This is a genomic window from Streptomyces sp. NPDC096176 (assembly GCF_044763255.1).
In the GTDB taxonomy this organism is placed as follows: Bacteria; Actinomycetota; Actinomycetes; order Streptomycetales; family Streptomycetaceae; genus Streptomyces.
Genome location: NZ_JBIWFV010000015.1, coordinates 114,825 through 137,300, shown reverse-complemented (window position 1 = coordinate 137,300; position 22,476 = coordinate 114,825). Strand labels below are relative to the sequence as shown.

20 protein-coding genes are annotated in these 22,476 nt (G+C 68.1%); 9 read left to right on the top strand and 11 right to left on the bottom strand.

Annotated features, from left to right (window positions below; genetic code table 11):
• Positions 1–26: 26 nt before the first annotated feature.
• From ACIQ7Q_RS31045 to ACIQ7Q_RS31035, 3 genes are read right to left on the bottom strand one after another with little or no spacing between them, the layout of a single operon-like run.
• Complete coding sequence (locus tag ACIQ7Q_RS31045) at positions 27–851, bottom strand: metal ABC transporter solute-binding protein, Zn/Mn family (protein WP_403869424.1); 825 nt, start codon at positions 849–851, stop codon at positions 27–29.
• The gene (locus ACIQ7Q_RS31040) at positions 800–1,678 is read right to left on the bottom strand and encodes a metal ABC transporter permease (RefSeq protein WP_403869423.1); all 879 of its coding nucleotides are present in this window, start codon (positions 1,676–1,678) and stop codon (positions 800–802) included. Before ACIQ7Q_RS31040 ends, ACIQ7Q_RS31045 begins: the two co-directional genes overlap by 52 nt.
• Positions 1,675–2,310 (bottom strand): ATP-binding cassette domain-containing protein, encoded by a 636-nt coding sequence (locus ACIQ7Q_RS31035; protein ID WP_403869420.1) that lies wholly within the window; start codon positions 2,308–2,310, stop codon positions 1,675–1,677. The genes ACIQ7Q_RS31040 and ACIQ7Q_RS31035 overlap by 4 nt, the downstream gene beginning before the upstream one ends.
• A 135-nt stretch (positions 2,311–2,445) precedes the next feature.
• On the opposite strand from ACIQ7Q_RS31035, the gene ACIQ7Q_RS31030 reads away from it, so the two are divergent.
• The gene (locus tag ACIQ7Q_RS31030) at positions 2,446–2,796 is read left to right on the top strand and encodes an ATP-binding cassette domain-containing protein (protein ID WP_403869418.1); all 351 of its coding nucleotides are present in this window, start codon (positions 2,446–2,448) and stop codon (positions 2,794–2,796) included.
• 691 nt (positions 2,797–3,487) lie between these two features.
• Here ACIQ7Q_RS31030 and ACIQ7Q_RS31025 read toward each other — a convergent pair.
• Entirely contained in the window at positions 3,488–4,498 is a 1,011-nt protein-coding gene (locus ACIQ7Q_RS31025) for a polyprenyl synthetase family protein (RefSeq protein ID WP_403869416.1), read from the bottom strand.
• A gap of 333 nt (positions 4,499–4,831) precedes the next feature.
• Positions 4,832–5,338 carry a cupin domain-containing protein gene (locus tag ACIQ7Q_RS31020; RefSeq protein WP_403869413.1) on the bottom strand — a complete coding sequence of 169 codons (507 nt, stop codon included), beginning with the start codon at positions 5,336–5,338 and terminating at the stop codon, positions 4,832–4,834.
• Between the two features lie 479 nt (positions 5,339–5,817).
• On the opposite strand from ACIQ7Q_RS31020, the gene ACIQ7Q_RS31015 reads away from it, so the two are divergent.
• From ACIQ7Q_RS31015 to ACIQ7Q_RS30995, 5 genes are all read left to right on the top strand, one after another.
• Entirely contained in the window at positions 5,818–6,168 is a 351-nt protein-coding gene (locus ACIQ7Q_RS31015; protein WP_403869410.1) for an FG-GAP-like repeat-containing protein, read from the top strand.
• Positions 6,169–6,186: 18 nt separating this feature from the next.
• Positions 6,187–7,617 (top strand): FG-GAP-like repeat-containing protein, encoded by a 1,431-nt coding sequence (locus tag ACIQ7Q_RS31010; protein WP_403869407.1) that lies wholly within the window; start codon positions 6,187–6,189, stop codon positions 7,615–7,617.
• A gap of 162 nt (positions 7,618–7,779) precedes the next feature.
• Positions 7,780–7,968, top strand: coding sequence for a hypothetical protein (locus tag ACIQ7Q_RS31005; protein WP_403869404.1), 189 nt, complete (start codon positions 7,780–7,782; stop codon positions 7,966–7,968).
• A gap of 261 nt (positions 7,969–8,229) precedes the next feature.
• A complete protein-coding gene (locus tag ACIQ7Q_RS31000; protein ID WP_403869401.1) occupies positions 8,230–8,373 on the top strand; it encodes a hypothetical protein in 144 nt (47 codons plus the stop codon).
• A gap of 260 nt (positions 8,374–8,633) precedes the next feature.
• Positions 8,634–8,855 (top strand): hypothetical protein, encoded by a 222-nt coding sequence (locus tag ACIQ7Q_RS30995; RefSeq protein ID WP_403869398.1) that lies wholly within the window; start codon positions 8,634–8,636, stop codon positions 8,853–8,855.
• Between the two features lie 148 nt (positions 8,856–9,003).
• Here ACIQ7Q_RS30995 and ACIQ7Q_RS30990 read toward each other — a convergent pair whose 3' ends face one another.
• Positions 9,004–10,110, bottom strand: a complete 1,107-nt coding sequence (locus ACIQ7Q_RS30990) for a PP2C family protein-serine/threonine phosphatase (protein ID WP_403869395.1) — start codon at positions 10,108–10,110, stop codon at positions 9,004–9,006.
• A 428-nt stretch (positions 10,111–10,538) separates the two neighbouring features.
• Here ACIQ7Q_RS30990 and ACIQ7Q_RS30985 point away from each other — a divergent pair, with 428 nt between their 5' ends.
• Positions 10,539–11,732 (top strand): IS110 family transposase, encoded by a 1,194-nt coding sequence (locus ACIQ7Q_RS30985; RefSeq protein ID WP_403869392.1) that lies wholly within the window; start codon positions 10,539–10,541, stop codon positions 11,730–11,732.
• A gap of 325 nt (positions 11,733–12,057) precedes the next feature.
• Entirely contained in the window at positions 12,058–12,702 is a 645-nt protein-coding gene (locus ACIQ7Q_RS30980; RefSeq protein ID WP_403869389.1) for a CBS domain-containing protein, read from the top strand.
• Between the two features lie 42 nt (positions 12,703–12,744).
• Here the strand turns inward: ACIQ7Q_RS30980 and ACIQ7Q_RS30975 are convergent, their stop codons facing one another.
• On the bottom strand, positions 12,745–13,941 hold the full coding sequence (locus tag ACIQ7Q_RS30975; RefSeq protein ID WP_403869483.1) for an IS256 family transposase: 1,197 nt from the start codon (positions 13,939–13,941) through the stop codon (positions 12,745–12,747).
• Positions 13,942–14,190: 249 nt separating this feature from the next.
• On the opposite strand from ACIQ7Q_RS30975, the gene ACIQ7Q_RS30970 reads away from it, so the two are divergent.
• Positions 14,191–15,258, top strand: a complete 1,068-nt coding sequence (locus tag ACIQ7Q_RS30970; RefSeq protein ID WP_403869386.1) for a 7-carboxy-7-deazaguanine synthase QueE — start codon at positions 14,191–14,193, stop codon at positions 15,256–15,258.
• Between the two features lie 59 nt (positions 15,259–15,317).
• On the opposite strand, the gene ACIQ7Q_RS30965 is transcribed toward ACIQ7Q_RS30970, so the two are convergent.
• The 4 genes from ACIQ7Q_RS30965 to ACIQ7Q_RS30950 all read right to left on the bottom strand — a co-directional run bounded on the left by ACIQ7Q_RS30965 (position 15,318) and on the right by ACIQ7Q_RS30950 (position 22,418).
• Entirely contained in the window at positions 15,318–15,788 is a 471-nt protein-coding gene (locus tag ACIQ7Q_RS30965; protein ID WP_403869383.1) for an FG-GAP repeat domain-containing protein, read from the bottom strand.
• 92 nt (positions 15,789–15,880) lie between these two features.
• Complete coding sequence (locus ACIQ7Q_RS30960) at positions 15,881–16,375, bottom strand: XRE family transcriptional regulator (protein WP_403869380.1); 495 nt, start codon at positions 16,373–16,375, stop codon at positions 15,881–15,883.
• A gap of 652 nt (positions 16,376–17,027) precedes the next feature.
• The gene (locus ACIQ7Q_RS30955; RefSeq protein ID WP_403869377.1) at positions 17,028–17,717 is read right to left on the bottom strand and encodes an RES domain-containing protein; all 690 of its coding nucleotides are present in this window, start codon (positions 17,715–17,717) and stop codon (positions 17,028–17,030) included.
• 282 nt (positions 17,718–17,999) lie between these two features.
• On the bottom strand, positions 18,000–22,418 hold the full coding sequence (locus tag ACIQ7Q_RS30950) for a hypothetical protein (RefSeq protein ID WP_403869374.1): 4,419 nt from the start codon (positions 22,416–22,418) through the stop codon (positions 18,000–18,002).
• Positions 22,419–22,476 lie beyond the last annotated feature (58 nt).

Here is a 22,476-nt window from a genome sequence, read left to right as displayed (position 1 = left end):
GCACTCGTGTCAGGAAGAGCCGTTCGTCATGAGGCCATCGCCTTCTCGATCGTCTGCGCCGCGTTCTTGTAGACCGAAAGCAGATCCAGGTCCCTGCCCGGGTAGTTGACGATCTCCACCTGCTTCGCCCCGGAGTCCGGCAGCACCTTGCCCGTCGTCATGTGCACGTTGTTGAAGACGTACGCGGGCTTCTTCTTCGACAGGTCGGACAGCTGCTTGGCGGTCACGGCCTGAGGACCGTACGTACCGCTGACCTCCGCGCCCGTCATCTTCGCCGACCACACGGAGAAGACCTGTGCGACGACCGCCGGCGCCTTGCCCTCCGGCCACGCCCCCTTCAGGTCCTTCTGCAGCGTGCCGTACTCGGTCTTGAAGGACGTGTTCCACTTCGCGGCGGCGTCCTCGGTGCCGAACAGCTTGCCCAGACGGGTGACTTCGGCGCTCGCCTTGTCGGCGTCGTTGTCGAGGTTGACCTCGACCAGTTTCGCGTCCGACCCGGCGGCCTCCTTGATCTTCTCCGCGTACGGCTCGAAGGGGGCGTAGAGCACGAAGTCGGCGCCCGCTATGGCGGTGAGGTCGGACGGCTTGGGGTCGTAGTCGGGGGCGTGCTGCGCGGACGACGGCACGATGACCTGCACGTCCTCGGCACCGGCGGCCTTGGCGAAGGCACCCTCCCAGGTGGTGGTGGCCACGACGACGGGAGCGTCGTCGTTCTTCTTCCCGCTCGTACTCGTGTTCGCGCTGTCTGCCTTGTCGGAACCGCACGCGGTGGCGGTCAGGACGAGCGCCGTACTCAGGCTCAGTGCGAAGGCGGAAGGGACACGGGCGATGCGGACGCGGATGCGCGCCATGAGCTGATTCTCCGTTCGGGGATGAGATGGACGGCCAGGACGACGATCCCGGCCGTAAGGACGAGCACGGGCCCTGGCGGCCAGTCGAGTTTCAGCGCGACGAGGAACCCGGTGAGGTTCACGACGACACCGATGCCGACCGCCCATGCGGTGATGGACTTCAGGGAGGTGCCCAGCCGCCGCGCGGCCAGCGCGGGCAGCAGGGTCAGCGCGTCGACGAGCAGCGCGCCGGTCAGTTTGATGGCCCCGGCCACGGAGACCGCGACCAGGACGAGGAGCAGGAGCGTGAGCAGGTCGACGCGTACCCCGGAGGAGAGGGCGAGTTCGCGGTCGTAGAGCAGGAGGGCGAGGTCGCGGCGCCGCCACCAGAACAGGGCCGGTACGACGACGGCCAGTACGCCCAGCAGCCACAGGTCGGCCGTGCCCACGGACAGGATGGATCCCCACAGCAGCGCGAACGCACCCTGAGCGTTGACTCCGGAGACGGCCAGGACCAGGAGCGCGGCGGCGATCGCCAGACTCATCAGCAGGCCCATCGCACCTGACAGGCCGTCCGGTGTGCGCGCGAGGGGCGCGACACCGGCCCCGGCGAGGGCGCAGGCGACAAGCGCGCACAGCATGGGGTCGAGCCCGGTCAGCAGCCCGATCGCGATGCCCAGCAGGGCGACGTGCATCATCGCGAACCGCACCGGCATGATGTCGAGTCCGACGATCACGACGCCGATCACGGGAAGGCCGATCGCGGCCAGCAGCAGGGCGGCACCGGCCCGTTGGACGGGTATGAGCTGGAGCAGCGGTCCGAGATCGGTGGCGGCGAGGCTGTTCACCGGACCTCCCTCAGCCGGCCGGCGGCCATCTCCAGCACCCGGTCGCAGCGGTCGGCCAGCGCCCGGTCGTGCGTGACGACCACGACGGTCACCGGTAGGGACAGCAGGACGTCGGCGGCTTCTTCCTGCCCGGCGAAGTCGAGGGCGGCGGTTGGCTCGTCGGCCAGCAGCACCCCGGCCCCGGCGGCGACGCAGCCGACCGCACGGGCCAGATACATGCGCTGGAGCTGCCCCCCGGACAACGTGTGCAGGGGACGCCCGGTCAACGCCCCGACGCCCAGCTTCTCCGCCGCCTCCACAGCTTCGGCCCGCGCCCGGCTGCTGGCCAGCAACTCGCGCGCCAGCAGCGGGAACCGGCCCACGGCGGGCTTCTGCGGAATCCAGGCACACGCCCGGCGCCGCCACGCCCACTCGGCCGCCGTCCCGGTGCCCCGGCCACCGACCAGGATCTGCCCGCCGGCCTGACGGTGCAGGCCCAGCACCGCACGGATCAGCGTGGTCTTGCCCGACCCGTTGGTGCCGGTCAGTGCGACCCGCTCGCCCGCCTCGATGTCGAGATCCACACCGCGCACAGCCTCGACACGGCCGTGCCGGCAGGCGACTTCACACATCCGCACATCCAGACCGTCCATCCCACCTCCTGCTCGTTCCCCAAGAGGAGTCGGAGAGTGAGGGCGGTGAGTTCCCGGCGAACCAGGCGAATTCACGAACGCCTTTGCCGCATCGTCCCGGCGCGTCCGCCGCTGCCGCCGAACGCGAGCCGATCCATGCTCGCCGGGACGGCTCCCGCCCCCTACCGGGACCACAGCCGGGGCCCGCGCCGGATCGCCCGGCACGTCGCCCTGGTCGAGCAGGCCACCGGCAGCCAGCTGCGGGTCGCCGACGTCGTCGGCCTCGGCCGCACCCCCTCCCGGGACCGTTGGCGCGGCCTCGACGCCACTGACCGGGCCGTCGTCGCCACCGCCCTCACCCGGACCGGGCTCGCCGAACTCGCCGACCGGCACTGGAAGTCACTGTCCGGCGGCGAACGCCGGCGCACCCACATCGCCCGCGCCCTGGCCCAGCGCCCCTGGCACAGGACAACCTGGTCGCCGCGGGGCCGCCCGCGGACGTCCTGACCCCGCCCGACCGCCGGACGTCTTCGAGATCGACGCCGACATCGGCCTCGACGGCCTGGGCGACCTCGCGGTCTCCTCCCGCGGCACCGCACCGCGGAACGGCCCCGCCCGCCCACACGCGACCGCAGAGCCGCCCAGCAACCCGCTTTCGACGGCCGCCCGGCCTTTCACCGGGCGGTCATGGCCGAACGAGCCTGGGCCGTACCGGCAGCCGGCGGCAGCATCCTGAATCAGTGGCCCGCCATCGCCGCCGGCGTCCCACCGGACCTGCCCGAGCACGTCCACGCCCTGGCCTTCGACCTTCCTGGACGACCGCGAAGTCTTCGCCGTCTACTACGTCATGTGCCGCCGCTGCCGGGTGGGCTGCCCAGAGGAACCGGCTACGGTTGAGCCGCTCCAGCGGTGCGGCCTGGCCGCCGCCGGCCTCGCCGCGATACGCGCGGACCGGCCCGGCCTGCAGTGGCACATACTTGGACAACACTTCGTCAGCTCTCGGCCGTTCTGGGCCGCTGTCGGCTGCGACGTGCCTGGTCAATATCGGCCCCGTCCCCTGTGTGGGCATCTTCCGCACTGGTAAGTCTGCACTTGGAGCGCTGGCTCACCTGTCATGCCTTGGTGGAGGTAGGGGGCTGGAAGTCTGGAATCGCCTGCAGCGCCAGGTAGCAGGCTCATAATCCGCGGACCGCGGTCTTCACACCTCATGTCGGCACAAGTGCAAGGTCGACGCTTCGTCCACGAGCCGTGCCAGCGCTGCCGTGTACTCGCTGGGGCCGCTCAGTCGGGCGAGGATCTTGTGCGCGTCCGTGCGAAATGAGGTCAGGTCCTCCTCGAGGCGGCGGACGTTGGCGGGCGCCAGGAGCAGAGCGCCGAGCTCGTCTCGCGCCTGGACGGACCCGCTGGCGGCAGCGTGCAGATCGAGGACGCGTTCGGTGACCTCGGGCGGCCCGGCCTCCAAGGCGCAGGCCAGCAGATAGGTGACCGTGCCGTTGGACAGGTCTTCGTTGCGGCCGGTGAGTATGTCCTCCTGGTCGTTGAACAACTGCCAGAGGATGCCGAACACGGACCCGAACTCGCGCCACAGGGTGGTCCGCTCGGGAGCGGCTCCGGACAGGGCCGCCGCCATGGCCGTGATCATCGCGAAGGGTGCGCTCGATTTGCCTCGGTAGATGTCGAGGACCGTCTTCCGGGTGGCGTTCGCGGCGTCGCCCCGCAGGTCGGCGAGCTGTCCCTCTGCCGCGGCGGCGGCGCAGCGCAGGGCCTCCGCGGTCAGCGTCCCGCGTACCGTCTCGGGAGTTGGGAGCGATCGAAGTATCTCGAGGGGCAGGACGTGGCCGGCGACGACGGACGCAAGCAGCGCCTCATGCGGGTGGGGGGTCGCGCCTTGGGCGGCGTCGGTGACGGTCCGCTTCGCGCCGACCATGCCGGTGTCGGCCAGGTCGTCGAGATAGCAGGCGGAGGTCCACCACAGCACGTGCACCGCGGCCAGCGGGACAGCGGGGCGGGGATCGCCTGTCTCCGCGCCGTGCACAAGCAGCGGGAGGACTGACAAGGGATGCCTCAGCTTCTGGTGCCGCAAGAGACCGGCGACAGCGGACTTCACCTCGCTGCCCGAGGAGGCGAGCTTGTCCAGTGCGGCGTCCGTCTCCATGTCGATGTCCGCTGCGAACACCCGGTGCAGTTCCGTGTACGACAGGGAATCCACCTGACGACCTCCGTCCTCGTGACGCCGCCGGCATCACGATTTGCGTTGCCCCACGCGAGATCGGCACAACCGCTCGCCTGCGCGGAGCAGTTGAAGTGCAGCAGCGTCCCTACTGCTGTCCAGCGCGGACGCTACCCCACGCCTGGCTTCTTACTAAGGCCTGCCCAGGTGGATGGAGGCCGTGCCAGTGGCGGTCCAGCCCACGGCGGCCGCGACTCCTGCCGATCACGGCCGTACGCCGGCTGGAGGGCGGGGACGACGGCGCCTCACGGCGAGCGGACCGAGCGGGTAGCGATCGTGAGCGGAAAGACCTGTCGTTTTCCCGATCGGGTCTCACGACCGGGCGGGGCCGCCCTCCTCGTCGACGAAGAAGCTGTCGTGCCTGACCAGGAAATCGGCGAACTCCTGCCCACCGCGTGCCGCCATCTCAGCGACTTGCTCGAAGTACTCCTCCCTCGGCGCCCCGGGCGAGAAGATCATCAGCATGGAGGCGGGATCGTCCGACTCGTTCTTGAAGGCGTGCACCCCGCCGACGGGCACGTAGAGGAAGTCGCCGGGACCGCCGGTGACCCACCGGTCCCCGTCGTACAGACGGACCTTGCCGGACAGGACGAAGAACGACTCGGAGATCGACCGGTGGAAGTGCGTGCTGGGCCCCGGAGACCTCGGCCCCATGTCGACCCGGTAGAGGCCGAACTCACCGCCGGTGGAGGCGTGGGTAGCCAGATAGTGGGTGCGGTTGCCGCCCGGCGAGACCAGTTCCGGCTCGGTGTCCGCCGGCCTGAACACCGCGTTGATCTTCCCGTTCTCGCCGAGGTAGCGGGGCTGCGGGTAGGACATCGGTGATCCTCCTGTTGGTGGTCCGGTTCTGCCATTCTGGAGTTCACCGTGGGGGAGCACATCCGACCGTGGACGGAGGAAGGCCGGGACGAGAGCGCCCGGCCCGGCTCGGCCCCCGGACCTACATCCGGCTCCAGGTCCGCCGCTCCCAGGGCCGGTACCGGCACATCACTCTTGCCATGGCCGCCACGCATGTTCCTGGTGGTCGGTGAGGCTGCGTGGTGGAGAGGTGTGGGGGCCCGTTCGGGGTGAGCCGGCCGGGTGAGGTTTCGGCTGGTCACCGTGTCTACCGGCAGGGGGATGGATCTTTCGCTCAGGATCACACGGGGTGGAGTGTCCCGTGATGACGCACCCGTGTCATGTGGGCGGGCAGGGCGTCGCCCCAACTGGCCTGGGTGACAGCAACCCCGGCGGCCGCCCGGTGCCGTGTGAGAAGACGGAGAGACGATGATGTCAGAGCGTGTGACCAGGACTATGCGGTGACTGGCCCGGTGCGGCGCGCATTGGCGCTGGTTGTGGCGATGGTGGCCGGGTTGGCTCTCGGACTGCTCCCCGGTACCGCGTGGGCCGCGGCCCCGACATTTGCTCCCAAGGTCGACTATCCCACCGGCGACGGCCCGCTCTGGGTGGCGGTGGGTGATCTCGACGGTGACGGTGACCAGGACCTGGCCACCGCCAACCAGAACGCGGACACAGTGTCGGTGCTGCTGAACAATGGCGACGGAACCTTCGCCGCCAGGACCGACTACCCCACCGGCGACGTCCCGGTCTCGGTGGCGGTGGGTGACCTCGACGGTGACGGTGACCAGGACCTGGCCACCGCCAACTAGAACGCGGACACAGTGTCGGTGCTGCTGAACACCGGCGACGGAACCTTCGCCGCCAGGACCGACTACCCCACCGGCGACTTCCCCAACGCGGTGGCGGTGGGGGATCTCGACGGTGACGGCGACCAGGACCTGGTTACTGCCAACGGCGGTGCGGACACGGTGTCGGTGCTGCTGAACAATGGCGACGGGACCTTCGCTGCCAGCACCGACTACCCCACCGGCGACGGCCCGAACTCGGTGGCGGTGGGTGACCTCGACGGTGACGGCGACCTGGACCTGGCCACCGCCAACCAGAACGCGAGCACGGTGTCGGTGCTGCTGAACAATGGCGACGGAACCTTCGCCGCCAGGACCGACTATTCCACCGGCACCACCACGGTCTCGGCGGCGGTGGGTGATTTCGATGGTGACGGTGACCTGGACCTGGCCACCGCCAACCAATTCGCGGACACGGTGTCGGTGCTGCTGAACAACGGCGACGGAACCTTCGCCGCCAGGACCGACTACCCCACCGGCGACGCCCCGAACTCGGTGGCGGTGGGTGACCTCGACGGTGACGGCAACCTGGACCTGGCCACCGCCAACTTCGGGGCGGGCACGGTGTCGGTGCTGCCGGGCAATGGCGATGGCACATTCGCTGCCGGGACCGACTACCCCACCGGCGCCGGCTCGGCATCAGTGGCGGTGGGCGACTTCAACGGCGGCCTGCCGGACCTGGCCACGGCCAACTTCTTCGCGGACACGGTGTCGGTGCTGCTCAACACCCCCGCTCCGACGGCCCCGGTGATCACCAGTCCGGCGGACGGATCCACGATCAACGACACCACCCCGACCTTCACCGGAACCAGCGGACCCGGTGACACCGTCACGGTCACCGACGAGAACGACAACGTGATCTGCACCGCCACGGTGGACGAATCGGGGAACTGGTCCTGCACGGCGACCACGCCGATCCCCGAAGGGGAGCACACCTTCACCCCGACCGCCACCAACGCCCAGGGCAGCACCACCGGTACGTCGGTGACGGTGACCATCGAAGGGCTGGCTCCGACGGCCCCGGTGATCACCAGTCCGGCAGACGGATCCACGATCAGGGACTGCCCTGGACGTCCCGACAAGCACCCCGACGCCATGGAGGCCGCAGGGCGGGGCTGCACAGTGACGTTCATCGGAACCGGCGGACCCGGTGACACCGTCACCGTCACCGTCACCGACGAGGACGCCAACGTGATCTGCACCGCCACCGTCGATACCGACGGAAGGTGGAAATGCACCTCCACCACGCCGATTCCCAGAGGGGACCACACCTTCACCCCCACCGCCACCAACGCCCAGGGCAGCACCACCGGTGCGTCGGTGACAGTGACCATCGACCCACGACACAAGCCAGGCAAACCGCACAAGCCCCACCCCAAGGTGCACGCCATGCAGACCCCGGCCGGGCGGTGACCGGCGTCCACCACCCGGGAACCTGCAGGACGGCCGCCGCCACGAGACCGGAGGAACAGCGGCGCACGACCAGAGCGCGCCCCGAGGACAACATGAGCCTGCTGGCCCCGGGTCTGACGTCGGCCTTCAAGACCACACCGTGGTCTTGAAGGCCGATGGGCGTTGTCCGAGGAGGGGTTCGCGCAGCGGCAGGACACGGTGATCACCGAGGTTCTGCTTGTCGGCCCCGGGCTGGCCGAGGATCCGTACGGGGCGGCGCCGGTCATGCGGTGGCGGGATGTCCGCGAGCGGGAACGGAATCTGGGGGCGTGGCCGGTGAAGGCCGAGCAAGACCGGCCGCACTGGAACTGAACGCCGTTGGAAAGTATCGGTCCGCTCCGGTTTGGCATGAAGCCGGATCAGGTGGCGGCCGCGTTGGACGAGGCACTGGCCGCCCGCTACGGCCGGTATTCCTTCGGTCCGTGCGAGGGCCCCGGGGAGTGGATCCTGCACGACGACTGGTTCGATACGGTCGGCGTGACTGCTCAAACAGGCTCCGGCGTTCACGCCGAACAAGGGCACCCCGCGGGTGGGTCAAGCGAGGGCTGAGCGGGCTGCGGCCAGGAAGGCACTGTGAGCGGTGGCGTGCTGGTGGGCATGGGCGGCACGGGCGAGGGATGCTTCGAGCGCTTCACCGCACTGCGGGAACGCACGCCCGCTGCGGCGAACGAGGCGTGCGCCGTGGCGGCCGCCATGCTCACCAGCGACAGGCCCTGAACGCATTCCCTACGCCCGCCGCCCTCCAGGAACACCCCAGGGCACCAAGCCCGGGGAACGACCGTACGGCGAAGGAGTCGGCCAAGATGCCGACCGTCCTGCAGCCCTCCGTCTCGGGCCGCGCTCGAGTCTGGGCGGTGGTGCCGTGTCCTGGCGCGACCCAACCCCGAGATCAAACACCATCGCAGGGGTAAGTAAGACAGCGGGCACACCGACCACAGCGCCTCGTCCTCGAGTCGCCCGATCACCGCAAGCGAACGGTGCCCATCCTCACCGCCCAGGGCGAAATGGTGCTCCAGCAGGCGCGCGAACGGTTCGCGGACCTGAACCCGGCGATCCGGCCCGCACTCACGGCCTACGACCCACGCACGGTGGCCATGGCGGTCGCGCTCTTCGGGAGCCAGGCGGTGAGACACGTCGACGAGAGGATCCTGGACGACTGGTACGCGCCAGTGACCTACGTGGACGGCCCCGGAGACTGAGCTGCGGCACCGTTCCAGCAGGGCTCGAGCGGCGAACCGTGATGCTCGAAGCAACGGTCCAGAGAGCGAACCAGTCGGGGGCGTCGGCGAGGAACGCGCGGGTGTGTGCCCAGGCCACAGAGCGTGGACATCACGAAGGACCTGGCTGTCACCTGAGGAGGCGGCCGGCTGCGTCGACCTGCGTGCCGGCTTCTTCGTCGAGCCGGTCGACGAGGATCATGGCCACGTCGTCTGTGAGGCGGCCCTCGGTGTGGCGGAGCAATTGCTTGTGCAGTTCGCCCAGGAACTCCGGTCGGGCGAGGCCGTGCGCCGCTTCCATGGCCTCGGGCAGGCGGAAGAAGTCGTTGCCGGGGCTGCGGGCCTCGATCACGCCGTCGGTGTAGAGCAGCAGACGGTCGCCCGGTAGGAACGGATAGGTCTCGGGCTTTTCGGGAGGGCCGGTGATGAGGTCTTCCAAGCCAAGCGGTGGCCGTGGTGAGGTGGGCGTCAGCGCCTGGGCTCTGCCCTGGCGCAGCACCAGCGGGGGCGGATGGCCACGGTTGATCAGTTGCACGACGGGTTTGTCGGGCACCTGGGCGATGAGCGCGGTGACGAATCCCTCCATCAGAGCTTCCTGATTGAACGCGCCCGGCACGGCAGCCTCCCGGCGCAGCGCGGCCGAGCAATGGTTCATGACCTCCACCAGCTCGTCCTCGTAGTGCGCGGCCTCTCGGAACGCGCCCAGCGCCACCGCGACCGCGCGAATGGCATTCAGCCCCTTGCCGCGAACGTCGCCCACGATCATGCGGACGCCGTAGGGGGTATGCACCGCCTCGTACAGATCACCGCCGACCTGCGCCCCGGTTCCAGCCACGAGGCACAGGCTCGCGGCCCGCACCGGACCCATCCGGGTGGGGACAGGGCGCAGGATGACCTCCTGTGCTGCCACGGCGATCCGGCGCACCTGGTCGAGCTCGCTCTGTCGGCGCGTACGCACCGCGTTGCTCAGGATGACACTGGCCACGGAGACCACGAGCAGACCCAGGAAGTTGCCGTAGACCTGCGGAGTACCCCACGCCTGGTTGTAGGTGGCGGTCGTCACGCTGACGGCCAGAGCGACGGCTGCCGCGCATAGGGTGCCTGTCGGCCCCATCGTCAGCGCGGCCAGCGCCGGCGTGGCGATGAGGAGGGGGCCGGTGACCAGATCGTGTATGGGCGAGAGCTCGATGCCCAGCACTGCCAGTGCGAGCGCGAAGGGCAGACTCTGCGCGAGCATGAAGAGGCCCTGGCTGTGTCTGCCCCCTGGTCGAGGAGGCGGGCGGAAGAGCGACCGCATGGGTACAGCCTGCCTCGCTGAGGGCCTTGTGTCCTCCCAGGAAACCGGTGGCCCGTGGCCGACAGACTTCGGTGCTGTCACGGTCCTGAAGCGCTGAGATCCGCCAACTCAGGCAATCACCCGGCAGCTGAAGCACTCCTTACCTTGTTGGCGGGTTGCTTCCGGTCCTTCGTACGATCGGGAGACCCAGGGGCCTGGGTGTGGCTGAAAGCGCTCATGCCGTACGTGTGGCTTTGACTGATAGGCCGCCCAGTGCCCCGCGACGACACGGCCACTCATTGGGATGAGCGAACAGAGATCGCTTCGTAAGGACACGTCGGCGTGGTCGTCTGCAGGGACCAGTCAACCGATCGGCGAGGGAGGCTCGGGTGCCCGAGCTCTGGGCGGGGACGGATGCCGGCAAGGCCGCGCACCACTGCACGGTGATCGACACGGACGGAACGAAGGTGCTTTCGCGCCGAGTACCGAACAACGAGGCTGAGCTGCTGGAGCTGATAGGCGACGTCCTTGCACTGGCCGAGGACGACCCGGTGACCTGGGCAGTCGATCTGAACGCGGGTGGAGCCGCCCTGCTGATCGCTTTGCTCACCAGTCACGGTCAACGGCTTCTCTACATTCCTGGCCGCACCGTTCACCATGCCTCCCACAGCTACCGAGGGGACGGCAAGACCGATGCCAAGGACGCTTACGTCATAGCCGACCAGGCACGGATGCGCCGGGACCTGCAGCCCCTGCAGGACTGGGACGAGATCGCGGTGGACCTGAAGATCCTCACTGCTCGCCGCTATGACCTGGCGGCCGACCGCACGCGGGCCATCAACCGCCTGCGGGCTCAGCTGCTGGAGTACTTCCCCGCTCTGGAGCCGGCGTTCGACTACGCCGCGTCCAAAGGCGCCCTCACTCTGCTGACCGGCTACCAGACGCCAGCAGCCCTGCGCCGGATCGGTGCGAGCCGGCTGACGAGTTGGTTGAAGAACCGCAAGGTTCGCGGCGCCCAGGCCCTGGCGGACGCTGCAGCGGCCGCGGCGCAGGCCCAGCACACCGCTGTCGCCGGGGAGGCCACGGCCGCAGCTGTGGTCTGCACTCTGGCCAAGGCCGTGCTGGCGCTGGACGAGGAGATCAACGGCATCGACCTGCAGATCGCGGCCCGCTTCCGTGAGCATCGCGACGCGGAAGTGATCGTCAGCATGCCCGGAATGGGTCCGTTGCTGGGGGCGGAGTTCATTGCCTGCACCGGAGGGGACATGGACGCCTTCGGCAGCACGGGACGGCTTGCCGGAGTCGCCGGTCTCGCGCCGGTCCCACGGGACTCAGGCCGGATCAGCGGAAACATGCGCCGACCACATCGCTATCACCGCCGGCTCCTGCGCGTCTTCTACCTCTCGGCCCAGATCGCCGCGCGCTTCTGCCCTACATCGCAGACGTTCTACGACCGCAAGAGGAACGAGGGCAAGAGTCACAAGCAGGCGATTCTTGCACTCGCTCGCCGTCGGCTCGACGTCCTATGGGCTCTCATCCGGGATCAACGGCACTGGACCCCCGAGCCACCCCAGCCGGCTTGACAAGGACGATTGGGAATCAGTCACACCTGTGACCAAGCGCCCAACGGGGCCCGCTCGGCCAACTACAACGCGTGACTGCAGGACGCGGACGTGGCGTCGAGGTGCCAGCACCTACCGCGCACTCGGCGGCACTTCTGGCCGCAGGGGCCGCTGGCCCTCCTCGCCAGGTCAGACGTCACTGGTCGCCGGAGCGGCGGGGTGCTGTCATGGGTAGGGAAGACGCGTTGACAAGTCGGCAGGGCCGCGGAGGCCGACGCGCCGCGCGTCGTCCGCCCAGGCGGTCCGACTGCGGCCGCCCCGTCGCAGAACGGAGGAGGCCGACGCCATGCTGCACCGCCGCACGGTCGGTGACGTGATGACCGATGAGGTCGTCACCCTCCGCCCCGACACGCCGGTCCAGGAGGTCGTCGGCCTGCTGGACGCAAATGACATCGCCTCGGCCCCGGTCGTCGACGACGACGGCGCCCCCGTCGGCGTCGTGTCCGCGTCCGACCTGCTGCGGCACGAGACCGGCATGCCCGATCCGCAGGGGCGGGACGGGAACGACGAGGGCTCCTGGGGCAAGGCCCGGGCCCGGACCACGGGCGCGCTCATGAGCAGCCCCGTCATCACGGCCCGGGCCGACTGGACGATCACCCGGGCCGCGCGGGAACTCCGCAGGCGGCACGTCAAGCAGCTGCCGGTGGTCGGCGACGACGGGTTCCTCACCGGCATCGTCAGCCGCAGCGACCTGCTCGACGCCTTCATCCGCTCCGACGCCGAGATCCGCGGCGAGGTCGAGCAGGACGTCCTGGGACGCATCCTCGGCCTGGACGAGGGCACCGTCGCGGTCGACGTCCGGGACGGGGCCGTCACCCTGCGGGGTCACGTCCCGGAACCACGTCTCGTCCCGGTGGTGGTGGGCCTCTGCCAGGGCGTCGACGGTGTCGTCGCCGTGGACGCCCACCTCGCCGCCGCCGGGGCAGGCTAGTACGGGTGTGTCAATTTAACGGCTGATCTTGGTTGTTGAAGGTCAGTTGTTGCTCGGGGTAAGGCGGCCTTCGAAGGCGATCTGGAAGGCGTTCAGGGGCGCCTTCCAACGCATGGTCCACCGCTTGCGGCCCTTGCCGGTCGGGTCCAGGCTCATCAGCGCCATGTAGATGCACTTCAAAGCTGCGGCTTCGTTGGGGAAGTGCCCGCGGGCTCGGACGGCCCTGCGGATGCGGGCGTTGACGCTCTCGATCGCGTTCGTGCTGCAGATGACCTTGCGTATCTCGACGTCGAAGGAGAGGAAGGGCACGAACTCGGCCCAGGCGTCCGACCACAGCTTCACGATCGCCGGATACTTCCCTCCCCAGGACTCCTGGAACTCCAGGAACCGCTCCGTCGCCGCGTCCTCGCTGGGTGCGGTGTAGACGGGCTTGAGTGCCTTGGCGACTTTGTCCCAGTCCTGACGGGCGGCGTAACGGAACGAATTGCGCAGCAGGTGAACCACGCACGTCTGGACAATCGTGCGAGGCCAGAGGGTTTCCACGGCCTCGGGAAGGCCCTTGAGCCCGTCGCAGACGAGCATGAGCACGTCGTCCAGGCCGCGGTTCTTCAGCTCGGTGAACACGTGCAGCCAGTACTTGGCGCCCTCGCCGCCGTCGCCGGCCCAGATGCCGAGAATGTCGCGGGTGCCGTCCACGGTCACCGCCATCACCACGTAGACCGGACGGTTCGCGACCTTTCCGTCCCTGATCTTCACGTTGATGGCGTCCACGAACAGGACGGGGTAGACGCGGTCGAGGGGCCGATTCTGCCATTCGGCCATGCCGTCCATGACCTTGTCGGTGATGGTCTGTTTGGACACCTCCGCTCCGTAGACCTCGGCGAGATGAGCGGAGATCTCCCCGTGAGTGAGGCCCTTCGCGGACAAGGAGAGCACCATCTCGTCGACGCCGGTCAGACGACGCTGCCGCTTCTTGACGATCTGCGGCTCGAAGCTGCCGGCGGTATCGCGCGGCACCCTCACCTCGACCGGGCCGACATCGGTCAGCACCGTCTTCGCCCGGGTCCCGTTGGGGCTGTTGCCGTTGTTCTTCCCGGCCGGATCGTGCTTCTCGTAGCCGACGTGGTCAGTGATCTCGCCCTCCAGGGCGGACTCCAGCACCCGCTTGGTCAGCTGCTGCAACAGCCCGCCCTCGCCGGTCAGTTGCAGCCCCTCGTTGCGGGCACGGTCAACCAGCATCGCAACGAGCTGCTCGTCCGACACCGCACTCGTCGGTGCCTGAACCACCTGCTCGGCCTGCTCGTTCTCCACGGCGGTCTCCGTCATCAGACGCATCTCCTTGATCATCAGATCCGCCGTTGATTAGACACTCCCGTACCTGGCAGCCTGGTTCATCCGGCACATCGAACCGGACATCCCCGGGCGACTGGCAGCCATCCAGGTACGCGAGACCGGCAGCAGCTGGGCCCGCTTCGAGGTGGCGCAGCGATGAGGACGACTGACGGCGAGAGCCACCTGCTCGCAAGCGCGCCGACGGCCGACGTCTCGCTGATCACGGCTGAGTGCTTCGGGGACACGCAGCCGACGTTCCAAGGCGAAGGCCCCAGCTGCGGCGTACCGGCCCTGTTCATCCGCTTGTCGCGGTGCAACCTGACATGCGGCTGGTGTGACACCAAGTACACCTGGGACTGGCAGCAGTTCGATCCCCGCAAGGAGTCCACGCGCCGACCCGTAGAGCATCTGATTGCGTGGGCGCTTGCCTCTGATGTTGAGCTGGTCGTCGTCACCGGCGGCGAGCCGCTGCTTCAGCAGCCGGCGCTGATCCCGCTGGTGCGCGGGCTGCTGGACGGCGGCAAGCGGGTCGAGTTCGAGACCAACGGAACCATGGTCCCCGACCCTGCGCTCCTGGTCGACGGCGTCCGCTTCAACGTGTCCCCAAAGCTCAGCAACTCGGGTGTCGCCACGGACAAGAGGATCGTGCCCTCCGCACTGGACGCCTTCGCGGCGAGCGGGCGCGCGGTGTTCAAGTTCGTCTCCCGCACGGTGGCGGAGCTGGACGAGATCGAAGCCTTGATCGACCGCTACGGTGCGTCAGAAGGGACCGGCGCGCCAGGTCAGTACCGTACGAGTGCCCGATCAGCACAGCTCTGGGCACGTCCCATGCGTCGAGCAACTCGACGAGATCATCGACATGCCGGGCGAAGGAATGGCGCCCCGCCACGGGGACCGGCCCGTGCCACGCTGGTCGTACCGGTACACAGGCGCGATGTCCGCGACCATGGGGCGACATCGCCCAGATCATCCGGCAGACCCGGACCGCCGTGGAGCATGACCACGGCCGGCCGCCGAGCCGTGTCCCCCAGCGCCATCCAACGTAACTGCGCCTCGTCGGTCATCGACGTGAGGCCCTGCGTCTCCATCAAGGTCACCGCGGAGAACCTACCGGTGTCACTGAGGCTCCGCCAAAGGTTGAAGAGCAAGCTCAGCGCTACCGAGACGCGGCCTCGACCAGACCCGGGCATCTCACCGGACGCCACCCGCGGAGGACCGGGATGACGCGGTCTGATGCGGTGAAGCCCCGGCGGCTCCGCTGGTGCGGGGCCGCCGGGGCTCGGTCACCCTCCGTCGGCGGGAGCCTTTCGGACGATGCCGTTGTTCAGCCAGGCGCGCACCGCTCCGCCGTCGTCGACGACCAGATAGTCGTCGCGGCCGTCACCGTTGATGTCGGCGAGCTCGACCTGGTCGCCCGAGGCGCCGACTCCCGTGGCGATGTGGCCCTTGTTGATCCACGCGGCGCCGGACTGGCCATGGTTGTTCTGCCAGGCCCGCACGTTGCCCTGGGCATCGACGACGAGGTAGTCGTCGCGGCAGTGACGCCGGACGTGACTTCCTGCGGAAGGCAGCCGCTGCTGCTCCGGTGAGTCCTGGGAGGCCGTCGGCAGGTGGCTGGAGGGCACCCGCAACAGGCCGTGGCCGTCGTCGGTCGCCGGATCGCCCAGGGCTGGCAGCAGGCAGGTCTCCAGCGATCGGAGAAGTTGTCGCTCGCTTGGACCCGAAGGCACCGCTGCCAGGTGATGCGTACGCACCGCAGCAGGCTGGGGTGCGTACGCATCACCTGGCAGCTTGAACGGGGCGCGCTACATGGAAATTGCATCGCCGCGAGTTGAACTGCGAGGTCTCAACTGCCGTCGACGTAGGCGCGAGCGGCGACCATCACGTCCTTGAAGTGTCCGTCCGCGATGCACTGCGCTGGCGTCTCGTCCTTCAGTTGCGGATTCATTCCGATCATCCAGGCGCGCGCCGTGTAGATGTCCTCCGCGTGCTGGATGAGTTGAAACGTCTGTAGGGCAGCGCGGAGGCGTTCTTCTGCGTCCTGACGCGGCTGAGCCTCGCCGGCTGCCCACTTTCCCACCTGCCGGGGATCGCTGATCTTCGCAATACGTGCGGTGATGCGCTGTCCCAGATGCTCCTGCAGGAAGCGAGCGATGTCCTGGACGCGCATGCGTGTGGTGGTGACGTGCGCGATCTCGGCCAGGTCATTGCTGCGGGGCAACTGGGCACCGTCGCGTCGTTCTTCCAGGTGCTGCTGCAGCCTGCGGGTGATAGCGATGATGGCAGCGACATCCGTCTTCTCGGCGAGGTCCTTGCTCGGCCGATCCATGGTCCTGGTCATAGGAGTCTCCCTCGTTGCCTCGGCTGCGCGCATGCACGTGCTGTCGCGTGCCAGACGACGGGTGATTGGAGGTGAGGCGCGGGAGTGGTCGCGGGGCTGCAGAGGCAGCATCACGATGCGACGCATGTTCCACGCGCGCAGAACACTTCTCTTGTACTGCACCCGCGGGGAAGCGTTACCACGACGGGCGAGGTGTTACAGCAGTTAGTCCCAGCGCTTGCCGGTCGGTCCTGATCCGGTGCGCGTGGGTTGCCAGTGTGCCGCTGAGGCGCAGATGCCTCTTGAGAGTCGTAGCCGTGCCGCCGATGGGAGGGCTGGCTCTGCTGCGACGATGTACAGCGCTCCGGGTAATGCGCTGGTCTCCCCGATTACGATCATGGCCCCTCTTCTCTCGTTACATAAAGTCTACCCATTAACAGCGCACAACTCTACTTCTTTGGCTGCCTTTTCACTTGTCTGACTAACCGTCAAGTCGAGGCGCTCGCTGGCGTATCTGGCTCCCACCTGTAATGACGGTCGCCGTCGACACTCGGTTCGGCGGAGCCGTCCAGTGAGGCGAGGGTGGTTCGCCCCTCCCAGGAGCTACCGTTTCGAGTGGTTTTTCGAGTGGTTTTCCGGTGGGCTCGACGGGGTGTCAGGTCGTCGTAAGTGCTCAGTCCACCTGCAGGTGGTAGTCGTCCGCCACCCGGAGCAGTGCTTCGTCGTCAAGGAAGACCAAGCTGGACGAGAGGATGGTCATTGCCACGTCGTTGTACACGGCCCAGCACTGGTGCATACCGAAGCGTGACCGGTAGGCGATGCCATGGATGAGGCGACCACCCTGCTCATCCCGCTGGGAGATCGCCCAGGCGGAGATGGCCCGAGTGATCTTGCGGTTGAAGCCCTGAATGTGCTCGCGCGCCAGTTGCTCGACGGCGTTGCCGTCCAGCACCCTTCGGAGCTGGCGTTCCATGGAGAGCGCTTTGAGAGTCTGCTCGTCGTCGACATCCAGGAACTGGGCGTCCTTCGGCAGTTCTAAGCGGACCAGCATGTGACGGGATGTCCACTTGGGCGGCAGGCGGCCCGGTGCGTCCTTGCCCTCGCTGCCCCAGTCCTCCTGCGCCGTGGACAGCCAGTCGGGATGGGGGCGAAGAGGAGCCAGTGCCTCTGCGAAGCACCCCTCCTGTTCGGTGGCGCAGTACAGGGTTCCGTAGCCGACGAGACTCCAGGCATTGCCGGCCGAGCTGTCGGCATCCTCGCGGCGTATCTGCTCGTACGTGACCGGGACTCTCTTGCCGAGCCGCCACACACCTTGTTCGGGTGCCTGTATGAGTTGGACCTTCGAAGAGTCGGTCGGCGTCACGAACTGCTCCTATCGATGCGAGGGTGCTCACCGACCGTCACACGAGATCTGACCGGCGGGGGGCCGGGAAGCTGTCGAGTCCCCTGCGGGACTTGCTCGGCGTAGGCCCTGGGACTGGCCCGCAGCTTCCGTCTCCAGGAGGCCAGAGCTGCACTGCCCGAAGGCATAGGTGGGTCAAGACGATCATTCTTGTATCTCGTTCATTCGACTGCGACCGTCTCGATTACGGATCTGGGGGCGCACGAGGGCTTTGAGGGGGCGCATAAGGACTGAACACCGGCCTCAGAGGTTCCGCAGGTCGAGCTTGGAGACGATGACGCCTGGGCTTCCGGCCACGACGAGAGTGACGTGGCCATCGGAGACCGGATGGGCTGAGAGAGTGTGGACCGAGCCGGCTGTGGCGAGTTGCAGCAGGCAGCGGCCTCCGTCAGCGTCCCAGATGCGCAGAGTCCCGTCGTTCGATGCACTGGCGACGAACGATCCGAGGCCGTCGGTGGACCATGCGGCGACTGCTGTGACGGGTGCGGAGTGCCGTGCCGTTGGTCCTTGCAGGGGCTGGCCTGTGAGCAGATCCCACAGCCGGATGGTGCCGTCGTCGCCGGCGCTCACGAGATACGGCGGCAGCCCGCCCTCCGGTCGAGCGTTGACGGCGATGGTCCTTACGACACCTTGGTCGCAACGCAGTTCGGCTTCCGGCTTGTTGGCGTCCATATCCCACAGGCGCACGACGCCGTCCGAGCCTCCGGAAGCGATCCAGTCATGGTGCTGATCTGACGCAGCCGCAACGGCCTGCACAGGCAGTTCGTGGTGGCGCCATGCGCGGAGGTGCTGCGGCGGGCTCGCCAGGTCCCACAGGACGACACGGTGGTCACGACCGCCGCTGACGAGGATGCGTCGCCCCTCGCTGGTGAGACACGAAGCCAGGCTGACCACGGGTTGGCTGTGCCCCTTGAGTCTGAATACCGGCTCTGCTGCTCCTGACGGGTCCCAGCGGCGAATACTTCCGTCGGATGCGGCCCACAGCAGCATGCGGCCGGAGCGAGTCGAAACCCACGTCATGGCCTTCGCACCATCGCTGCTCCACTCCCGCACCAACCGGCCCCGTGCGGTGTCCCACAGAGCCACCCGCTCCGCGTCGGCGACTGCGAGCAGCGGCTTGTCGGTATCGCTCATGTCCGCGGCGGCGTGTGTCTCGGTATGCGAGGCATCGGCAGGGCGCTTCAGGGCGTCGCGCAGAGCGGTCTGGTCCCACGTTCGGACCGTACGGTCGCGCGCGGATGAGAGCAGCGTGTCTCGGCCGGCTGTGGTCAGGCGCGTCAGAGCGGTGATCGCGCCGGAGTGTCCGGTCAGCCGCCGGGGCGGCTGCGCCGTACGCGAGACATCCCACAGCAGGATCACGTCACCTTGTGAGGCCGCCAGGACATGTCGCCCGTCGACCACGAGGGCCGTAAGAGCGCGGACAGCAGCGCCGGGTTCGCCGAAGCACGTCTGCTCCCCCGTCGTCACGTCACACAAAAGGACGCTGCCGTCGGAGTGCCCGGTGACGACTTTTCCGGGCATGCGCGCTGCTATGAGGACGCGTACTTCAGCGGCCGGCAGCTGCCAGCGGTACACCAGCCGGCTGTTGACCATGTCCCACACGCTGAGGACTTCGGCCGCTGTCACCATGAGCCGGGTCCCGTCCTGAGTGACGCACGTCGTGACGCAGGTCCGGCCGTCATGAGCTTCGACCGGGGGCAGTGCAGAAGAGCCCGCTGCATTGGCCCAGTGAGTGACCGTCCCGTCGCCCTTGACCACCAGGACCCCGTACGCGCCAGGGGTAGGAAGGGCCGTGATGTCGTCCACCCAAATGGTTCCTGGGCTGCCGATCTGGTCCGTGAGCAGACCGGTGCGCGCGTCCCACGTGCGTGCCGTGCCGTCGGTGCTTCCCGATACGAGCAGGGGGCCGGCAGGCGTGGGGACGCTGGTCAGACCCGTGACGCTTCCTCCCTCATGTGCGTGGATCCGCTCACCTGTCGCCCTTCCCGTGGCCAGGTCGACGAGTTCGACGCCGCCTTGCTCGTCCCCCAGTGCGACGAGTGGGCCGACGCCGGGTTCCTCGAGGACTGTCATGGCTGCAACAGGATGGTCGACGATCGCAAGGATCGGGGCAGGTGGCCGCCACTGCGACCAAACAGCGGTGAGTCTCGATCCTGGAAGCCCAGGCGTACTTGGCAGGCGCCCCAGGGGCACGCCTGGGTGGTGCATCGCGGTGTATGCGAGGTGGAGGCTGGTGAGCCGCCCGTCCGGCTCTGCGTGCTGCAGGTAGGGCTCGACAGCAGCCCATGCGTTGAGCCAGGCGCGGGGGCCCGACGATCTGGAGGTGGTGAGGAGTCCTCGAATGCCGCCGCTCGATTCCCAGGCGAGGACCTGTGCGGGCACGTAGGTGTCGTCGAGGACTCCGCCCAGCGCGGCATGGTCGGCGAGATGACGCCGCACATAGGGTGGCGGCGGGTGGCCTGGTGAGGGGCGGACGACGGCTGACAATGCCGCAGTGATCGAGGCGTGGACGGCCTGCTCTTCGTGGAGGTTCTCTCCGGGAGTGTGCTGCTCTTTCTCCGCGGGGCGGCCTCCGGGTAAGTCGTTCTCGGACGGCCAGCAGCGCAGGACACTCCTCAGCACGTCGTGAGCTGGTCGGTAGACGATGCGCTCGTCCTCGACGTCGTGACTGAGGTATCCCGACAATCTGCCATGCAGAAGCGCGTCGATCTTCAGGTCGGCGCTCTCGAGGGTGGCCCCGTGCACCGCGGCGGCGACTGCCGGCCACACCTCGCCCCATGCCAGGCCTCGTCCGCGGGCGAACGCCGTCGCCCTGAGCAGTGCGAGCGCCTCTCCTGGGGCGAACTGCCCGGTCGCCGTGGCAGCATCGAGGTCTGCGCGCAGCAGCCCGGCCGTACCGGTGGCGAGCTGATTCCACCAGCTCAGCCGGCCCAGCAGTTCTGGTCCTTCTGCGCGCAGCTGTGCGGCGGCACGCTGTGCATCGAGGAATGACGGCTGGACCTTCCTCGCCACCTGCAGGGAAGCAGCGGCCGCGGTTTGTGGATCCCAGCCGTCCACATCGTCCAGCAGTGCCTGGACGTAGAGAGCGATGTCGTTCTCTACCCCGTCTTCGTCGGTCCGCACCTCTGAGGCACCGGTAAAGGTGGCATGGAGGGCGGCAAGCAGCCCTTGTTCACGTCCCTTCGCCGAAGAGGGTCCCGCCGGCCGCGAGCTTCGGACCCCCAGCAGCAGCCTCAGACCGGGGCACTGGGCTCGCCTGGCAGCTGAGTTGCGCTGAGGCGGTACCGCTGGGTTCAGGTCCGCCGGTTGCGCCAGCCCTGCCAGCGGTGCCAGAACATCGCTCACGCACCGCGCGGGGCTCAGGGCTTCGTCGAGGGCGTCGACGACGATGGTGACAGAGGAAAGTGATGCGATGTGTGTACGGAGGGCGTCGCGCCACTGCCGGACATCGTCCGCTGCTTGGGGTGGCACCACGCCGACCCCGTGGCATAGCTGCTTGAGGAGACTCAACGAGCTGTGGTTTCGGGCATTCACTGCCACGGTGACCACCCCCGGGGGCACGGCATCTGCAGCAGCACCTGCGGCCTGGGCGTAGTGGGGCGACGTCCGGAACGCCGGGTCGCTCAGTGTCACGACACGGCCGAGCACCGCCGTCTTCCCCGTCGCCGCCATGCCCGTGACGATCAGCACTCCGGGAGGTCCGTGCAGGAAGGCGGTCACAGCGCTGTTGGCCGCGGTCCGGCCGGAGAAGTACCAGCCGGGATCCTGCGCGTGAGGGCGACCGCTGGCTTTCTCCATCCAGTGGCTCTGCTCGGGGGAGAGTGTCGACAACGGCTCGGCAGTCCCCTGTACGGCAGCCGATGAGGGAGGGTAACCAGGGTTCGGCAGGGCGGTCGTTGGCACGCTGCGACTTGGTGACAGCAGAGCCTCAGGGCACGTGATCTGCCGTCCGTACTCTTTGTTGACGGCAGCAACCGCATGTTCCAGAGCATCGAGGAAGTCCGCCATGGACAGGTATGGGGTGGTGATGCCGCCGGCGCGGCACAGCCACGTGTACGCCTCCTTGAGGACGAGCGCGAACTCCTTCCCCAGGACGGCGGTGCGGTCTCCGGTCGTGGCGAGGACGTTCAGTCGTCCCGGGCTCCTCGTCGCCGCGAGATCCTTCCTGGCCTTGTGGATCTCCTCGCCGACGCTCGCCGCTTCGCACATGTTGACGATCACAAGAACGTCTGTGGAGTGGGAGTCCAGAGCCGCCAGAACCACGTCTGCCGAAGGTAACGCTGTCGCCAGCGGCCGCTGTCTGTCTGTCTCGCGCAGCAGCAGGTAGTGCCGCGAGCCGGCCATGCCGTGACCGGTGAGGAACACCACCAGAGGCACGTCGGGCTCCGTCTCGCGGACTCCCGCCTGCTCCAGAAAGAGTTCCACGTCGTGACGGGACGCCGGCTCACGCGTCTCCACCACCTCGAAGCCCCGCCCGGAAGCACCCCACCACGCCTTGACCGCTTCCAGCTGCTCGTCAATCGCCTCGTGGAAGGCCCGCTTGCCGTCCTCCACTGCAAGGATGACCAGCAGACCCGGCGGCTGCTCCCGCATCTGCGAGCGTGCAGCAGCCTGCGCTGCCTCACGACCGGAATCGTCGATCTCAACCTGCTCCCCCGCCATGGTCCCTATTGTTCAGCTTCATGGACCGCACGAAGCCCCAATCGCACAGATTGCGCAA

Coding starts and splice junctions, on each gene's coding strand:
- ACIQ7Q_RS31035 (WP_403869420.1), bottom strand. CDS start 2,310: ATGGACGGTCTGGATGTGCGGATGTGTGAAGTCGCCTGCCGGCACGGC.
- ACIQ7Q_RS30980 (WP_403869389.1), top strand. CDS start 12,058: ATGCTGCACCGCCGCACGGTCGGTGACGTGATGACCGATGAGGTCGTC.
- ACIQ7Q_RS31045 (WP_403869424.1), bottom strand. CDS start 851: ATGGCGCGCATCCGCGTCCGCATCGCCCGTGTCCCTTCCGCCTTCGCA.
- ACIQ7Q_RS31020 (WP_403869413.1), bottom strand. CDS start 5,338: ATGTCCTACCCGCAGCCCCGCTACCTCGGCGAGAACGGGAAGATCAAC.
- ACIQ7Q_RS30975 (WP_403869483.1), bottom strand. CDS start 13,941: ATGCTGGTTGACCGTGCCCGCAACGAGGGGCTGCAACTGACCGGCGAG.
- ACIQ7Q_RS30960 (WP_403869380.1), bottom strand. CDS start 16,375: ATGACCAGGACCATGGATCGGCCGAGCAAGGACCTCGCCGAGAAGACG.
- ACIQ7Q_RS30970 (WP_403869386.1), top strand. CDS start 14,191: ATGAGGACGACTGACGGCGAGAGCCACCTGCTCGCAAGCGCGCCGACG.
- ACIQ7Q_RS31030 (WP_403869418.1), top strand. CDS start 2,446: ATGCTCGCCGGGACGGCTCCCGCCCCCTACCGGGACCACAGCCGGGGC.
- ACIQ7Q_RS30990 (WP_403869395.1), bottom strand. CDS start 10,110: ATGCTCGCGCAGAGTCTGCCCTTCGCGCTCGCACTGGCAGTGCTGGGC.
- ACIQ7Q_RS30950 (WP_403869374.1), bottom strand. CDS start 22,418: ATGGCGGGGGAGCAGGTTGAGATCGACGATTCCGGTCGTGAGGCAGCG.